Annotated in this window: 13 protein-coding genes, 3 tRNA genes and 1 other RNA gene; 6 read left to right on the top strand and 11 right to left on the bottom strand. The window is 36.5% G+C overall.

All coding sequences use genetic code 11. The annotated features are described in order from the left end of the window. Window positions 1-3 precede the first annotated feature (3 nt). The 5 genes from glmS to HMPREF0819_RS01670 all read right to left on the bottom strand — a co-directional run bounded on the left by glmS (window position 4) and on the right by HMPREF0819_RS01670 (window position 8,569). On the bottom strand, window positions 4-1,818 hold the full coding sequence (gene glmS / locus HMPREF0819_RS01690; protein ID WP_004231454.1) for a glutamine--fructose-6-phosphate transaminase (isomerizing): 1,815 nt from the start codon (window positions 1,816-1,818) through the stop codon (window positions 4-6). A gap of 195 nt (window positions 1,819-2,013) precedes the next feature. Next, the gene (lepB, locus tag HMPREF0819_RS01685; protein ID WP_004231453.1) at window positions 2,014-2,571 is read right to left on the bottom strand and encodes a signal peptidase I; all 558 of its coding nucleotides are present in this window, start codon (window positions 2,569-2,571) and stop codon (window positions 2,014-2,016) included. Between the two features lie 198 nt (window positions 2,572-2,769). Continuing rightward, the gene (pyk, locus tag HMPREF0819_RS01680) at window positions 2,770-4,272 is read right to left on the bottom strand and encodes a pyruvate kinase (RefSeq protein ID WP_004231452.1); all 1,503 of its coding nucleotides are present in this window, start codon (window positions 4,270-4,272) and stop codon (window positions 2,770-2,772) included. 82 nt (window positions 4,273-4,354) lie between these two features. Beyond that, a complete protein-coding gene (gene pfkA, locus HMPREF0819_RS01675) occupies window positions 4,355-5,371 on the bottom strand; it encodes a 6-phosphofructokinase (protein WP_004231451.1) in 1,017 nt (338 codons plus the stop codon). 90 nt (window positions 5,372-5,461) lie between these two features. Beyond that, window positions 5,462-8,569: a DNA polymerase III subunit alpha gene (locus HMPREF0819_RS01670; RefSeq protein WP_004231450.1), complete on the bottom strand. Its 3,108-nt coding sequence runs from the start codon at window positions 8,567-8,569 to the stop codon at window positions 5,462-5,464. Window positions 8,570-8,752: 183 nt separating this feature from the next. On the opposite strand from HMPREF0819_RS01670, the gene HMPREF0819_RS01665 reads away from it, so the two are divergent. From HMPREF0819_RS01665 to HMPREF0819_RS01655, 3 genes are read left to right on the top strand one after another with little or no spacing between them, the layout of a single operon-like run. Then, window positions 8,753-9,121 carry a GntR family transcriptional regulator gene (locus HMPREF0819_RS01665; protein WP_004231449.1) on the top strand — a complete coding sequence of 123 codons (369 nt, stop codon included), beginning with the start codon at window positions 8,753-8,755 and terminating at the stop codon, window positions 9,119-9,121. 1 nt (window position 9,122) lies between these two features. After that, complete coding sequence (locus HMPREF0819_RS01660) at window positions 9,123-9,821, top strand: ABC transporter ATP-binding protein (protein ID WP_004231448.1); 699 nt, start codon at window positions 9,123-9,125, stop codon at window positions 9,819-9,821. An 8-nt stretch (window positions 9,822-9,829) separates the two neighbouring features. Continuing rightward, window positions 9,830-10,597 (top strand): hypothetical protein, encoded by a 768-nt coding sequence (locus tag HMPREF0819_RS01655; RefSeq protein ID WP_004231446.1) that lies wholly within the window; start codon window positions 9,830-9,832, stop codon window positions 10,595-10,597. Between the two features lie 236 nt (window positions 10,598-10,833). On the opposite strand, the gene ssrA is transcribed toward HMPREF0819_RS01655, so the two are convergent. Further along, window positions 10,834-11,184: a transfer-messenger RNA gene (ssrA, locus tag HMPREF0819_RS08590) on the bottom strand. A 176-nt stretch (window positions 11,185-11,360) separates the two neighbouring features. Here ssrA and HMPREF0819_RS01650 point away from each other — a divergent pair. The 3 genes from HMPREF0819_RS01650 (at window position 11,361) to HMPREF0819_RS01640 (ending at window position 13,178) form a co-directional block, all read left to right on the top strand. After that, a complete protein-coding gene (locus tag HMPREF0819_RS01650) occupies window positions 11,361-11,975 on the top strand; it encodes a TVP38/TMEM64 family protein (protein ID WP_004231445.1) in 615 nt (204 codons plus the stop codon). 134 nt (window positions 11,976-12,109) lie between these two features. Continuing rightward, on the top strand, window positions 12,110-12,490 hold the full coding sequence (locus HMPREF0819_RS01645) for a CidA/LrgA family protein (RefSeq protein ID WP_004231443.1): 381 nt from the start codon (window positions 12,110-12,112) through the stop codon (window positions 12,488-12,490). Further along, a complete protein-coding gene (locus HMPREF0819_RS01640; protein WP_004231439.1) occupies window positions 12,483-13,178 on the top strand; it encodes an LrgB family protein in 696 nt (231 codons plus the stop codon). Before HMPREF0819_RS01645 ends, HMPREF0819_RS01640 begins: the two co-directional genes overlap by 8 nt. A 187-nt stretch (window positions 13,179-13,365) precedes the next feature. Here the strand turns inward: HMPREF0819_RS01640 and HMPREF0819_RS01635 are convergent. The 5 genes from HMPREF0819_RS01635 to HMPREF0819_RS01615 form a co-directional block, all read right to left on the bottom strand. Then, window positions 13,366-13,437 (bottom strand) — tRNA-Arg (locus HMPREF0819_RS01635). Between the two features lie 71 nt (window positions 13,438-13,508). After that, a complete protein-coding gene (gene rpsA / locus HMPREF0819_RS01630; protein WP_004231435.1) occupies window positions 13,509-14,705 on the bottom strand; it encodes a 30S ribosomal protein S1 in 1,197 nt (398 codons plus the stop codon). A 128-nt stretch (window positions 14,706-14,833) separates the two neighbouring features. Further along, window positions 14,834-14,905, bottom strand: a tRNA-Gln gene (locus HMPREF0819_RS01625). A 26-nt stretch (window positions 14,906-14,931) separates the two neighbouring features. Continuing rightward, window positions 14,932-15,012, bottom strand: a tRNA-Tyr gene (locus HMPREF0819_RS01620). 61 nt (window positions 15,013-15,073) lie between these two features. Further along, the gene (locus tag HMPREF0819_RS01615) at window positions 15,074-15,304 is read right to left on the bottom strand and encodes a DUF2969 domain-containing protein (RefSeq protein ID WP_004231432.1); all 231 of its coding nucleotides are present in this window, start codon (window positions 15,302-15,304) and stop codon (window positions 15,074-15,076) included. Window positions 15,305-15,312: the final 8 nt, after the last annotated feature.

Below are 15,312 nucleotides of genomic sequence, written 5' to 3'. Positions count from 1 at the left end.
ACTTTATTCAACAGTTACAGATTTTGCAAGATTACGTGGTTTATCAACATCCAAGCCGCGTTGAAGTGTTGCATAGTAAGCAATCAATTGTGTAGGAACGACCATTGCAATTGCAGACAAGAATGGGTGAACAGTCGTTACAATAATATCGTCACCTTCACGTGCTTGACTTTCGTCAACGATTGTTAGAACACTTGCTCCGCGTGCTGCAACTTCTTGAATATTACCACGAGTATGAGATGCAAGGATAGGATTGCTTGAAATAAGAGCAATTACAGGCACACCATCTTCAATCAATGAAATTGTACCATGTTTCAATTCGCCAGCGGCAAAACCTTCACATTGAATATAAGAAATTTCTTTTAGTTTCAAGCTTGCTTCCATAGCAACATAGTAATCAGAACCACGTCCAATGTAGAATGCATTGCGTGTTTCTTTAAGAAGTGCTTCTGCTTTTTTAGCAATTGTATCTTTTTCAGAAAGCGAAGCTTCAATAGATTGCGCAACGATTGAAAGTTCGTGTACCAAGTCAAATTCAGCAGCAGCTTTATTCCCATTAGCATCACCAACTGCTTTAGCCAAAATAGCTAGTGTAGCAATTTGAGCTGTATAAGCTTTAGTTGATGCAACGGCAATTTCAGGACCAGCATGCAAAAGCATTGTGTAAGTTGCTTCACGTGACAAGGTAGATCCAGGAACGTTTGTAATTGTCAAACTTGGAATTCCCATTTGATTAGCTTTAACCAAAACTTGACGGCTATCAGCAGTTTCACCTGATTGAGAAATCATCACGAACAGTGGTTTTTTACTCAACAATGGCATGTTATAACCCCATTCTGAAGCAATACCAAGCTCAACTGGAGTATCTGTCAATGTTTCAAGGAATGATTTTGATGCAAAACCAGCGTGGTAAGAAGTACCAGCAGCTAAAATATAGATACGGTCAGCTTCTTGAACTGCTTTGATGATTTCAGGATCAACAGTAATATTATTGTTATCATCTGTGTAAGCAGTAATCAATTTACGCATAACAGTTGGTTGTTCGTCGATTTCTTTTAACATGTAGTAAGGATAAGTTCCTTTACCGATATCTGACAAATCAAGTTCAGCTGTGTAAGAATCACGTTCTACTGCATTTCCATCATAATCCATAACTGATACAGAATCTTTTGTTAAAACAACCAACTCTTTATCATGGATTTCCATAAATTCACTCGTTTCGCGAATCATTGCCATAGCATCAGAACATACCATATTGTAGCCATCACCTAAACCAATCAAAAGTGGTGATTTATTCTTAGCAACATAAATAGTATCAGAATCTTCAGCATCAACAAGTGCAAAAGCATATGAACCTTCAATAATGTTCAAAGTTTTTTTGAAAGCTTCAAGAACTGAAAGACCTTGTTCAACAAATTCACCAACCAAGTGAACCGCAATTTCAGTATCAGTTTCACCTTTTAGATGGTGATTTGAAAGGTGTGTTTCTTTAATTTGTAGATAATTTTCAATAACACCATTGTGAACCAAGACAAAACGTCCAGTTTCAGATGTATGTGGGTGAGCATTTGATTCAGTTGGTTGACCATGAGTTGCCCAACGAGTATGACCAATTCCAGTATAACCGGCCATATCAATCCCGATTTTAGCACGTAGGTCAGCAATACGTCCGACTGATTTAATCAAACGCCCTTGATTAGAACCGTTAGTTACGTAAATTCCTGCTGAATCATAACCACGATATTCAAGTTTTTCAAGACCTTGCATTAAGATGTCTGTTGCATTTTTATTTCCAACAACACCAACAATACCACACATATTTACTACCTTTAGCAAGAAGAATCTTGCTATCTCTTTCTTAAAAAATTGAATTGGTCTAGTCTAATAAAGACTCTCCAAAACCTTACAGCAACAGTATATAACTTTGATATGATATTGTCAACAAAATAATTGGTATGATTTTAGCTATACCAATTATGGATTGGTACAAATAGAAAAAACAGAGCAGTTAAACTACTCTGTTGTAATAAATCCAAATTTATTAAGTGGCAAAATCTTAAACGTTACAACACCACGAATCTGACTTTCTTTAATCAAACCAAAATCACGACTATCATTTGTATTTTGACGATCATCATTCAATACCAAATAATAACCTTTTGGAATTTTATCGTACTTCCCATTGGTAATAGTACTTACAGAAAAATCAGAAGTAAACGGTTGCTGTGTATCTGATGTTGAAGAATACTCAGATTTAATTTTACCAATGTAAGGCTCTTGTTTAACTTCATTATTAACATAAAGAATATCATCCATTACGGTCACACTTTGTCCAGCTGTAGCAACAACACGACTGATATAAAAGATATCATCTTTCTTATAAACGATAAAATCTTTATAACGGGGTTCACGATTGCGATTAACTACTACTACATCACCATTTGACAAATAAGAATTAGCAGCATCTTTATGCACCTTAAATGTTGAAAATACAAAAATTCTCAACAAAAACAGTACCAAAATGGCAATTAAAACTATAATAATATTTCGTATAAAATCGCGTTTAACCATAATTTCTCCTATTCTCTTTCTATTATATCATGTTTTGAAATATAAAAAAAGTATGCAAATGAATTTTAACACAGAGTTAAATCGAAATTATGTAGAGCTCTTTTGCCCCATTTGTGCTCCTTGCAACCATTTTGACATAAAAAAAGCCCTATCACACAGGCTGTAAAGCTTGATATGATAGGCTTTTTTATTATTTAATTATTTTACAGTACGGATACGCATTGTGTTTGTACCACCTGAACCAACAGGAACACCAGCGACGATAACGATGTTATCACCTGATTGAACCAATCCTGATTCAAGAGCAGTTTTTTCAGCAACTTCAAACATGTCATCAGTTGATGCAGGTTTTTCAGTTACGACTGGAATAACACCCCAGTTAATCATCAATGATTTTTGAGTTTTTTCGTCGAATGTTACAGCCAAGATGTCAGCATCTGGACGGTATTTTGAGATAAGACGAGCAGTGTTACCAGATTCAGTAAGAGCAACTACAAGTTTGATATCCATTGAGCTTGTTGCATCTTTAACTGCTGAAGCCACAACTTCTGTTTTAGAAGTACGAGCGAATGATGATGAATCAAGACGTCCGTATTCGTTAAGAAGGGTTTGAGCGTTTTTATCGATTGTAGCCATTGCACGAACAGCTTCAACTGGGTATTTACCATTTGCTGATTCACCAGAAAGCATTGTTGCATCAGTACCGTCGATAACAGCGTTGAAGACGTCAGATACTTCTGAACGAGTTGCACGTGGTTTTTCAGTCATAGATTCAAGCATGTTTGTTGCTGTAATAACTGCTTTACCAGCTGCGTTAACTTTAGTGATAATCATTTTTTGGTAAACTGGAACCATTTCAAATGGAACTTCAATACCCATGTCACCACGAGCGATCATGATACCATCAGCAGCTTCGATGATTTCGTCAATGTTTTCGATACCTTGTTGGTTTTCGATTTTAGCGAACAAACGAACGTGTCCGTTACCAGTTTCTTCACAGATTGCACGAACTTCTTCAACGTCTTTTGCAGTACGTACGAATGAGATAGCGATGAAGTTAAGACCTTGTTCAAGACCAAAACGGATATCAGCGTTATCACGTTCAGCAAGAGCTGGGAATGGGATTTTAGTGTAAGGAATGTTTACACCTTTTTGTTTAGCGATAATGCCATCGTTTTCAACTTCAACAACAAATTCACGAGTTGCATCATCTTTAGCTACAACACGAAGACCAAGTTTACCATCGTCAACAAGAACTTGTTTACCAACTTCAACATCGTCGTAGATGTCAAGAGCACCTGCAACGTTCAAAGCGATAACTTCGCGAGTTGATTTGATACCTTGTTTAGTAGCAACACGGATTTGTTCACCAGTTTTGTATGAATATTCTTTAGCATCGCCTTCAAAAAGTTCAGTACGGATTTCAGGACCTTTAGTGTCAAGAAGGAAACCAACTTTTTGACCTGCAATTTCTTCTGCACGACGTACAGTAGCCATACGTTCACCTTGTTCTGCGTGGTCACCGTGTGAGAAGTTGAAACGGAAGACGTTTGCACCTTCTTTAATCAATTGAGCGATTTTTTGTGCTGATGCTTCAATATCAAGGCTTTCACCCCAATATCCATCTTCACCAAATTTTTTACCGCCACGGATTTCAACCGCAGGACCAAGTGTTGCAACGATTTTTACGCGTTTATTCATGATAATATGAAACTCCCTTTATTTTTAAGCCGAATGAACGACTATTAATAACAATAATTTTTAAACTATAAATACTATACTATTATAAATGAGCAATATCTCGATTCAATTGAGCGAAGTCAAGACGTGCTTTGTGTGGCATGTTAACGATAATGCTACCATCTTCTGCCAATGAGAATAGAGCACCTTCTTCTTTAGTACCAAGAATTGGGCTTTCTACTAATTCTTCGTTGTGGATACCAACGGCAAGTCCACCACGACCTTGTTGAAGCAATTCAACAGCGTGAGCACCCATCCAAGAAGCAAGAACACGATCACGAGGTGATGGTGCACCACCACGAAGGATGTGACCAAGGTTAGTTGCACGAAGGTCGCTAGTGTCACCAGCTTCTTTCATCAACTCTGCAAATTTTTCAGCATGCATTACACCTTCAGCAAGAACGATAAGGTGACGTTCTTTACCTTTGTTTTCGTAACCATCTTTAACTTTTGCAACAACTTCGTTGATGTCATATTCTTCTTCAGGAATAATGATTTGGTCAGCACCTGCAGCAATACCTGACCAAAGAGCGATATCACCAGCGTTACGTCCCATTACTTCAACAACGAATGTACGTTTGTGACTGTAAGATGTATCACGGATTTTGTCAAGAGCTTCCATAGCTGTGTTTACAGCTGTATCAAACCCTAGTGTGTAATCTGTACCAGCGATATCGTTATCGATTGTACCTGGGATACCAACTGCTGGGAATCCGTGTTCTGTCAAGCGCATAGCGCCGTGATAAGAACCGTCACCACCGATAACAACGACTCCTTCAATGCCGTGTTTTTTAAGTTGTTCGATACCAGCAAGTTGTCCTTCAAGAGTTGCAAACTCAGGGTAACGAGCTGATTGAAGGAAAGTACCACCACGAGACAAAATGTTTGAAACACTTTGAGCGTCCAATGGGAAAATGTCGCCATCGACCATACCAGCATAACCGCGGTTGATTCCGAAGACTTCCATTCCTTCTTTAATTGCTTTACGAACAACTGCACGAACAGCAGCATTCATACCAGGAGCGTCGCCGCCACTAGTCAAAACAGCAATACGTTTCATTTTGCTAATACTCCTTTTATTAATCTAACGTTCTTATTATAGCACATTACTTTATAAAATGCTTTACTTTATTTTATTTTTACTAAAATTTTATTGATAAATCGTTTTCAGTGTATATGGTTTTAGAGCTTGTGCTAATTCTACATCCTTACTAACTAAATGCTTTTGACTCTGTAACGTCTGCTTACTATCTTGATAGTGCAAAATAACAGGAATCTTACCAGGAAACTTAGACAGGATTTGTGAAATTTCTGCATCATGCAGATGATTTTCAACCAGCAACCACAAGCGCTCGCTGCTTGCCTCTTGAACACGATTCAGTACCATCTGCAATCTGTCGTTACGTTTTTGAATTTTCCCGGTTAAATAATAAAATCTACCTTCTTGAAGCATATCCTTATATTGAGCAAAGATTTCTGGAAACAATGTCACATCAAATTTTTTCTTCATGTCAGTTACGTTCAAAAACGCCATTTGTTCTCCCTTTGTTTTTGTTCGAATTACACGAATTTGGTTCAATTCGACAAGAATTGTTGCTTCAGTATTTTCATGTAAGTCAGCCAGAGCTGTAAATGAAACTGATGATTTTTTAGCGATTTCCAAAAGCGGATGTGGGCTAATACCAACACCAAGCAGTCCTTGTTCTTGACGGTACTTCTCTGCACTTGAAAAATCTTCAACTTCAATCCAACTGTAAGAAGTTTCAGCAAATAAACTTCCTAGTTCATTTACAAACATAAATAAAGGTTCTAGATTTTCAATAATCTTACGACGATTTTTTTCAAATTTATCAAATGCACCAATTTCAATCAGCGGAGTGACAAATTCTTTTTTCTGATAGTTTTCAGGTAACTTAGTCAAAAAGTCTTCAATGCTTGAAAACGGACGATTCTCAATAATCCAATAACACATATCTCGTGGTACGCCTTTAAGATTTTTCAATCCAAGATAAATACGCCCATCTGAAATCTTATCATTATAGGGAACAGTGTTTATATCAATTTTATTGACACTGAACTCTGACTCAAGCGCATCAGTAATGTAGTCCGCACTTGAATAATTGAGCATGACATCGTAAAAGACAGCAGGGTAATGAGCTTTAAAGTATGCTAGTTGAAAAGCTAAAGCTGAATAGGCAAATGCGTGACTTCTGTTGAAGCCGTAACCAGCGAATTTTGCCATGCGAGAAAACAAATCCTTAGCAACATCGAGTGGACGACCTAGGGATTGTGCTCCTTTTAAAAATTCACTTTCCATTTTTTGCATGTCTTCTACTTTTTTCTTCGACATAGCGCGGCGCAACAAATCCGCCTTTCCAAGAGTAAAGCCAGCATATACTTGAGCAATCTGCATAACTTGCTCTTGATAAAGCATAATACCATAAGTAGGTTCCAAGATATGAGCCACTAAAGGATCAATCAAATCAACAGTTTCTTTTCGAAAACGACGTTTAATAAAGTTCTCGGTATAATCACTAGCCCCAGGACGATTTAAACTCGTAGTAGCTACAATATCCTCAAATTTACGTGGTTTAATACGTTTTAGAAGATTAATTGCCCCAGCTTGTTCAAACTGAAAAATCCCCTTTGTTCTTCCAGCTGCAAAAAGAGCAAGTGTCTTCTTATCCTCTAAATTAATTGATTTAATATCAATATTAACATCATAATCTTTTGCTACTTTTTCTTGCATTCGTTGAACAAAAGTCAGATTTCGTAGGCCTAAGAAGTCCATCTTAAGAAGACCGTTAGCCTCAACTGCAGAAGCATCATACTGAGTTATCATCATATCCTCACCAGCTTTTAGTGGAATATGTTCTGTCAGATTGTCATCACTCATAACGACACCGGCTGCGTGGATAGAAGTTTGACGTGGGTTGCCTTCAATTCGCTTAGCAATAGCAAACGCTTTTTGGTATTCAATTTTTGAATTAATAATCTGACGGAAAGAAAGATTTTTTTCATAAACCGTCGTCAAATTATCTCTAAAGCTAATTTTCTTAGTGATATTAGTCAATTCATGCTCAGGAGCTCCAAAGCGTTTAAAAACATCGCGGATAGCCTGTTTAGCACCAAACGTCGAGAACGTCACAATCTGCGCTGAATGAAGACTTCCATAACGATTGCGTACATAATGAAGAAATTCACTACGATAAACGTCTGGTAGGTCAATATCAATATCCGGCATACTATAACGTTCTTCGTTTAGGAAGCGTTCAAAAAGCAGGTTGTTTTTAACTGGATCAATCCCTGTAATATCAAGAGCATAAGAAACTAAACTTCCTGCTGCAGAACCACGTCCCATTCCCATATAATAGCCACGACTACGACCAAAACGTAATAAATCCCAAACAATCAAGAAATAGTCGTCAAATCCCATTTTGTGAATGACAGATAACTCTTTTGATAATCGTTCTTGATACTCTAGTAGCCAAAGTCCTTTTTCCTTAAGTCCTGATTGAGTCAACTCAACTAACTCTTCTTGAGCAGGCTTTTGACGGTTAAACCTTGGCAATTTCAACTCACTATTAAAATCGTACTGAATGGTAGAAACCAGTTGTTCAAGGTTTTCTAAAGCCTTTGGAAATTTCTGTTCAAAAGCCTGTGTTAAAATATCACAAGCTACCAAATGTTGGTTTTGTGGTACTAGCGGAGCGTCTTTTAAACTAACGTTGTCTCGAATAGCGTGCAGCATGTGCAGCGTTTCTACTTCGTTAGTATTAAAATACCGAACTGTGTGTAATGGAAGAATCGGTTTGTTATATTCTCTTTCCTCCGAATGAATATCGACACCAATATAGTAATCAAAAGGTACGCTAATACTTTCTAAATCCTCAAAGTAAGGAATGATGACTGCTATCCCTTGTAGGTAATCATTTAAATCTTCTAACTGAATACCATTCGTCATTTGGCGACTCGATACCTTCATCAGATTTTTATAACCTTGTGTATCGCGCGCAATTAAGTAGAAAGTCACCGACAGATTTTCTTGAATGTCAAGTGTCAATTCTAAACCTAAAACAGGACGAATACCTTGCTTTTTAGCTATTTCAATAAAATGAAAGGCGGCATAGAGATTATCTTTGTCCATAATCCCAATAGTTTGGTAGCCTAATACTTTTGCTTCTTTAACATAGCCTTCTAAGTCAATTAAACTGTCCATAAAAGAATAGACTGTCTTGGTGTCTAATTGGGCAAACATAAAGTGCCCTCCTTTCTTCGATTCACTTCTTCCATCTTATTATACACTAAAAATGAAAGCATATTTATGTTTTAATCCAAATCGTAGACGGAAGCTTCTGATTCCTTGACATTTCAAACTTATTTTTGTACCATTAATGTAGTACAAGACTTCTTTAATTTTAATATAGAAAGGGGTTATCGTATGTCCTGGAAATTTGATGAAAAATCACCTATTTATATCCAAATTGCACAACACATTAAAATGCAGATTATCAGCCAAGAAATAAAAAGCGGTGATCAACTCCCAACAGTTCGCGAATTAGCTGAAGAAGCTGGCGTCAATCCCAACACTATGCAACGCGCCTTTTCAGAACTAGAACGCGAAGGAATGGTTTACTCCCAACGAACTTCTGGGCGTTTTGTCACTGATGATAAAGATTTGATTAAGCAAAAACGTCGTGAAGTTGCTGAAGCAGAACTTCAATCATTTGTTAATAACATGCAAAAAATGGGATATAATATCGACGACATTGTGACTGTATTAGAATCGTATATTAAGGAGAAAAAATAGGATGAGTCAATTACTCCAACTACATCACGTTACTAAAAAATATAAAAAACGTGTAGCTGTTGATGATGTGACCCTCAGTTTACCAGCTGGAAAAATCATTGGGTTGCTTGGACCAAACGGAAGCGGAAAGACAACACTTATTAAACTAATCAACGGTCTTCTTCACCCAACAAGTGGAGAAATCGTTGTTGACGGCTATCGCCCTTCTGTTGACACAAAGAAAATTATTTCATATCTTCCTGATACTTCATACCTCAGAGACGATATGAAAATCAACGATGCTTTAACCTTTTTCGAGGATTTCTACGAAGATTTTTCTCGTGAAAAAGCCGAGCACCTTTTAAAAGATTTAAATCTAGACCCTGACGACATTCTTAAAAATTTATCAAAAGGGAACAAGGAAAAAGTCCAATTAATTTTAGTCATGAGCCGTCAAGCAAAACTATACATTCTTGATGAGCCAATTGGCGGGGTGGATCCTGCTGCTCGTGATTATATTTTACGCACGATTATCAACAACTATTGTGAAGACGCTTCTGTCATTATTTCAACACACCTCATCTCAGAAATTGAACCAATTCTTGATGAGATTATTTTCCTAAAAGACGGTAAAATCATTTTACAAGGTAATACCGATGATATTCGTGAAGAACGCGGAAAATCTATTGATTCACTTTTCCGTGAGACTTACAAAGCTTAGGGGGAATTATGTTTTCAAAACTTTTAAAATATGAATTAAAATCCGTTGGTAAATGGTATTTCGCACTCAATGCTTCAATCATTGCCATGTCATTCTTCCTTGGCTTTAGCATAAAATCTCTAACAAACTTCGCTGAAGAACATTCCAATATTAGTTCCAATAACTTTGCACAGTTAATCCCAATCATTCTAGCTTTGATTTTTGGAGTACTAGTTGCAAGTGCTTGTATTGCTACTCTAGTTATCATCGTCAGACGCTTCTATAAAAATCTCTTTGGTCGAGAAGGTTATCTAACCCTGACACTACCTGTATCGACACACCAAATCATTTTATCTAAACTTGTTGCATCAGCGATTTGGACTGCTTTTAATCTCTTGATTGTGCTGATTGGTATTACAATACTAATCCTGCCAATTTCTGGACTTGGACATTTCTTAGCAATACTCCCACAAATTGGAAATATGCTGATACTTAAAGATTGGTTCTTGCTACTTCTTCTTGAAATTACATCAGTACTATCTGGAATATTGATGATTTATCTAGCTATTTCAATCGGACAGCTTTTTGCTAACAAACGAAGCTTGATGGCATTTATTGCATATTGTGTTCTAAGCATTGTTTTAATTATTGTTTCTGAATTAACTAGTGGACAATTGAGTGATGACACCTTGAGCTGGAATTTACTTCCATTATCAATTATTGAAAATCTCATTAAAGGCATTATCTTCTACCTTGCAACCCACTACTTACTAAAAAACAAAATTAATATTCAATAATAAAAAAATCCCTACCAAATTGGTGAGGGATTTTTAAAGAATTTTGATACTCAAAAATAACTACCAATCATTGATGATATTGGGAAACAATTTTCCGATTATATTGATTTTTAAAAAGAGACCCGTTTTTGGGTCTCTTTTTGGGTCTCTCTAAAAGACAAAACTAGGCAAAATATAAAAATAAAAAACGTTGACAATCAACGTTTTGCGTAACTTTGCTAAACTATGAAAAGCTTTTATGGAGCCGGTGGGAGTCGAACCCACGTCCAAACACCTGCCAATACATTCGTCTACAACCATAGGTTATGTCTTTATTTTAACTCAAGCTCGATACATAACTCAAACCTAGATTAAGCGAGCCTATAAATCTCTTTTTGACTAGCTAGGCAATAGTCAAATGTAGCTTGTTAATCAATGAAACCTCTAGCAAAACACAAGCAATCCTGTAGAGATCACGCGAGCTGGTTTTTAGGCAGCTACAGCGTAAGAATTTGTATTTTTTGCAGTTATATTTAACTGGCATTTTTACATCTGCCGATGAGTCGCAGAATGTACCTCATAATGCCTGTCGAATCCGTAACGACCCCAGAAATTATAAAGTAATCAAAAGCTACAAATAATATTATAGCAAATAATACGGAAAATGGCAAAAAATAATTTTGAAATAGAATGTTATGCCACTATAAACTAGTATTTTTGTTCAAAAATGTTCATTTTATAGTTTGTATTTCAAAAAAACAAAGTCTTATGTTATCATAAAAATATGAAAATGAAGAAGTTTGATAGCTATGCTTTTTGCCAGCGACTGATTCAATTATTAGGTATTCTAGCTTTATTAGGGACCTTTGTCTTAGTTATCTGGTTCTACCACTTGGGTATTTTAAATGATAGCAATGCACTCAAAGATTTTGTCAACCAACACCGATTCTGTGGCCCCTTGGTTTTTATTTTGGTACAAATTTTCCAAGTTGTGTTCCCAATAATTCCTGGTGGAGTTACAACTGTAGCTGGATTTTTAATTTTTAACCCTGTTTTAGCATTCATTTACAACTACCTTGGAATCGTTATTGGTAGTATTATACTTTTCCTACTTGTCAGACAATACGGACGAATATTCATCCTACTGTTTATTGACGAAAAGACATTTTACAAGTATGAAGCTAAACTTGATACAAAAAATTACGAGAATTTCTTTATCCTTTGTATGTTATCACCAGTTTCACCTGCAGATATTGTCGTAATGATTACTGGCCTTTCAAGAATTTCTCTGAAGCGTTTCATTCTAATTATCCTACTTACAAAACCAATTTCAATTATCTCTTATAGTTATATCTGGATCTTTGGAGGAAACGTCTTAAAATTGATATTAAATCACTAAAACTGAGTTAAACTCAGTTTTTTTATGTTAAAGAAAGATAATATTTGTAATTTTTCAAAAAATTTACATGTAAACGTTTCATAACCTTGAAAAAAATATCTATAGTAGTAGACTTATAACGAAGGAGTTTACTAATGAAATTATACGTTCAATTTATGATTATTCTCATCTTTTCATTTATAGGGGAGGCAATTTCTAATTTACTCAATTTGCCTGTTCCTGGTAGCATTATTGGATTAGTGCTACTTTTTCTTGCCCTCGAATTCAAAATCATTCGTCTGAGGCATATTGATGTAGTTGGAAATTTTCTGCTCAATAATATGACCATCCTATTTTTACCAGCGGCCGTTGGTATTATGGACAGATTTAATGATATCAAAGATTATCTGCTTCCTATCACTATTATCATCCTAGTAGCAATCTTTTTAAACGTCACTACAATTGGTTTTGTTGTACAATTCATCAAAACACGTTTCGAAGGAGATTATGTCGATAAAGGAGGACACCATGACTAATATTCTAACCAATCCAATCTTTGGTATTATGCTTTCAATTTTAGCCTATCTAATGGGAATCTTGATTTACCGGAGATTTCCTCACCCTATTACCACCCCTTTACTTCTTGCAACATTTTTCATTATTGCATTTTTAAAAATCACAAAAATTTCATACTCAGACTATTATGTCGGAGGAAGTTATCTAAATACACTTATCGTTCCATCGACAGTTGCACTTGGTATTCCACTCTATCGTTCATTTCACTTAATGAAACACCATATTAGAAGTATTTTATCTGGAATCCTCATTGCTTGTGTCGTAAATACTACTTTTACAGCAATCGTTGCTAAAAGTTTTGGTATTAAATACTTGCTAGCTATTTCATTATTCCCTAAATCAGTTACAACTGCTATGGCAGTCGGTATTACTGATAAAATGGGAGGAATTACAACTGTAACTCTAGTTGTTGTTGTCATTACAGGAATTTTAACCAGTGTTCTTGGTCCTGTATTCTTAAAACTTTTAAAAATTGAAGACCCTGTTGCTATCGGACTTAGTCTTGGCGGAACAGGGCATGCTATCGGTACTGGAACAGCTCTGAAATATGGCCTAGTTGAAGGTGCCATGGCAGGTCTTGCTATCGGCGTTACCGGAATTATGTATGTTATCGTTAGCCCAATTATCGCACAAATTATCTTAAAATAATGTATTAAGCAGTCTATAATTATTAGACTGCTTTTTTAACGCCCTAATCACTACAGAATAGCTTTTTAAAGCACTTTTTACTTTTATCCTGATAAACCACTACTTCCTCATAAAAACAGCTACAAGGCAATTAGAATCGATTTTATCGCAAAGAAAAAAGCCATTCTGGCTTTTTTTACTCAATAACTCCACCCTAAGGGAATCGAACCCCTATTTCAAGAACCGGAATCTTGCGTGATATCCATTACACTAAGGGTGGCAACTATTCTATTATACCATATCAAAACAAAAAGAAAAGACTTACAATGTAAGTCTTTTCTTGATTTATAATTACAATTCAATATCGCCGAATAAATCAGCCATTGAGAATCCAGTTTGAGTTTCTGGAAGTTCGTAATCACGTTTAGCTTCACGTTTTGGACGACGTGGACGAGATTGACGTTTTTCTTCGTTTTCAGCTTGTGCTGGACGTTCTTCAAGAGCTTTAATTGAAAGTGATACACGTTCTGCATCAGCGTTAACATCAAGAACTTTAACTTTAACTTCTTGACCAACTGAAAGAACATCTTTAGGATTTCCAACACGTTTGTGTGAAATTTGTGAGATGTGAACAAGTCCATCGATACCAGGTAATACTTCAACGAAAGCACCGAAATCAGTCAAACGTTTAACTTTACCTTCAACAACATCGCCAGCAGCAAGTTTTTGTTCTACACCATCCCATGGTCCAGGTGTTGTAGCTTTAAGTGAAAGTGATACACGACCTGCTTCTTCATCGATTGAAAGAACTTTAACTTCGATTTCTTCACCAACTGAAACAACTGATTTAGGTGAAACGTTACGTTCGTGAGACAATTCAGTCACGTGAACAAGTCCATCAACACCGCCAAGGTCAACGAAAGCACCGAAGCTTGTCAAGCGAGCAACTTTACCTTTAACGATTGAACCTTCTTCAATTTTAGAGAAGACTTCTTTACGAGCTGCAGCAGCTTTTTCTTCAACTACTTCACGACGTGAAAGGATGAAGCGGTTTTCAGCTGGAACAACTTCTTTGATTTTAGCTTCAAATTCTTGACCAACAAATTTTTCAGTGTTACGTACGAAACGTGTATCGATCATTGAAGCAGGGATGAAACCACGAAGTCCTTCAAATTCAACTGAAAGACCACCTTTAACAGCACGTGTACCCTTAACAGTAACAACTTCGCCTTCGCGACCAACAAGTTTATCCCAAGCTTTGCGAGCTTCCAAGCGTTTTTTAGAGACAAGGAAAGTAACTGTATCAGTATCTTTACCTACAACTTGACGAAGAACAAGAACTTCAACTGTGTCGCCAGCTTTAACGAAATCGTTAATATCAGCATCACGATCGTTAGTCAATTCACGAAGTGTAAGAACACCTTCAACACCTGTTCCTTCGATAACAACGTTTGCTTGATCATTATCAACAGTTAAAACTTCCGCAGTGACAACATCACCAGGGTTTACTTCGCTAACACTGTTTAGCAAATCTTCAAATTCATTCATTCTAAAAAAATCCTCCAACAAAAGCTAGCTTAAGCTAGCTTTTGACAACAATAATATTTCTCAAGGTAACCCGCAACGACAACAACTTTTATCTTTGACGGTGTCAAGCCGAAACTCGATACCTTTGACTGGGGTAGCTGGATTCGAACCAACGCATGAGGGAGTCAAAGTCCCTTGCCTTACCGCTTGGCTATACCCCAAAAAGAATGTTCAATTAATCTAAGAATGGAAGGGGAGGGATTCGAACCCCCGAACCCGAAGGAGCGGATTTACAGTCCGCCGCGTTTAGCCTCTTCGCTACCCTTCCGTTACGACAAAAACTATTCTAGCATAGTTTTTGTTCTCTGACAAGTACTTTTCGCGATTTTTTAGCGATTTAAGTTGTAATTTTCAATAATACTTTCAATTGCTTGCTCTAATGTCTTGAAAAGTGACTCAACTTCACCGTTTTTTACAACTGCCAACTTATGGTCAAGTTCAGCAATTTCACCGATAACTTTTTTACCGGCAGTCAAGTTGTAACCATCAACATTAACGTTGTTAATAGCAACTTTTGCATCAGCAAGTTGAATTTCGATTTTTTTATCTTTTTTGCTCATTTTTCCAC

Origin of the sequence: Streptococcus equinus ATCC 9812 (genome assembly GCF_000187265.1) — a bacterium.
GTDB classification, from domain to species: Bacteria; Bacillota; Bacilli; order Lactobacillales; family Streptococcaceae; genus Streptococcus; species Streptococcus equinus.
The sequence above is the reverse complement of the archived record's forward strand: the minus strand, read 5'-3'. Positions and strand labels throughout refer to the sequence as shown.

Bases quoted from the DNA above. Each gene is read 5' to 3' on its own strand.
- glmS (WP_004231454.1), bottom strand. From the start codon at position 1,818: ATGTGTGGTATTGTTGGTGTTGTTGGAAATAAAAATGCAACAGACATC.
- lepB (WP_004231453.1), bottom strand. From the start codon at position 2,571: ATGGTTAAACGCGATTTTATACGAAATATTATTATAGTTTTAATTGCC.
- pyk (WP_004231452.1), bottom strand. From the start codon at position 4,272: ATGAATAAACGCGTAAAAATCGTTGCAACACTTGGTCCTGCGGTTGAA.
- pfkA (WP_004231451.1), bottom strand. From the start codon at position 5,371: ATGAAACGTATTGCTGTTTTGACTAGTGGCGGCGACGCTCCTGGTATG.
- HMPREF0819_RS01670 (WP_004231450.1), bottom strand. From the start codon at position 8,569: ATGTTTGCCCAATTAGACACCAAGACAGTCTATTCTTTTATGGACAGT.
- HMPREF0819_RS01665 (WP_004231449.1), top strand. From the start codon at position 8,753: ATGTCCTGGAAATTTGATGAAAAATCACCTATTTATATCCAAATTGCA.
- HMPREF0819_RS01660 (WP_004231448.1), top strand. From the start codon at position 9,123: ATGAGTCAATTACTCCAACTACATCACGTTACTAAAAAATATAAAAAA.
- HMPREF0819_RS01655 (WP_004231446.1), top strand. From the start codon at position 9,830: ATGTTTTCAAAACTTTTAAAATATGAATTAAAATCCGTTGGTAAATGG.
- HMPREF0819_RS01650 (WP_004231445.1), top strand. From the start codon at position 11,361: ATGAAAATGAAGAAGTTTGATAGCTATGCTTTTTGCCAGCGACTGATT.
- HMPREF0819_RS01645 (WP_004231443.1), top strand. From the start codon at position 12,110: ATGAAATTATACGTTCAATTTATGATTATTCTCATCTTTTCATTTATA.
- HMPREF0819_RS01640 (WP_004231439.1), top strand. From the start codon at position 12,483: ATGACTAATATTCTAACCAATCCAATCTTTGGTATTATGCTTTCAATT.
- rpsA (WP_004231435.1), bottom strand. From the start codon at position 14,705: ATGAATGAATTTGAAGATTTGCTAAACAGTGTTAGCGAAGTAAACCCT.
- HMPREF0819_RS01615 (WP_004231432.1), bottom strand. From the start codon at position 15,304: ATGAGCAAAAAAGATAAAAAAATCGAAATTCAACTTGCTGATGCAAAA.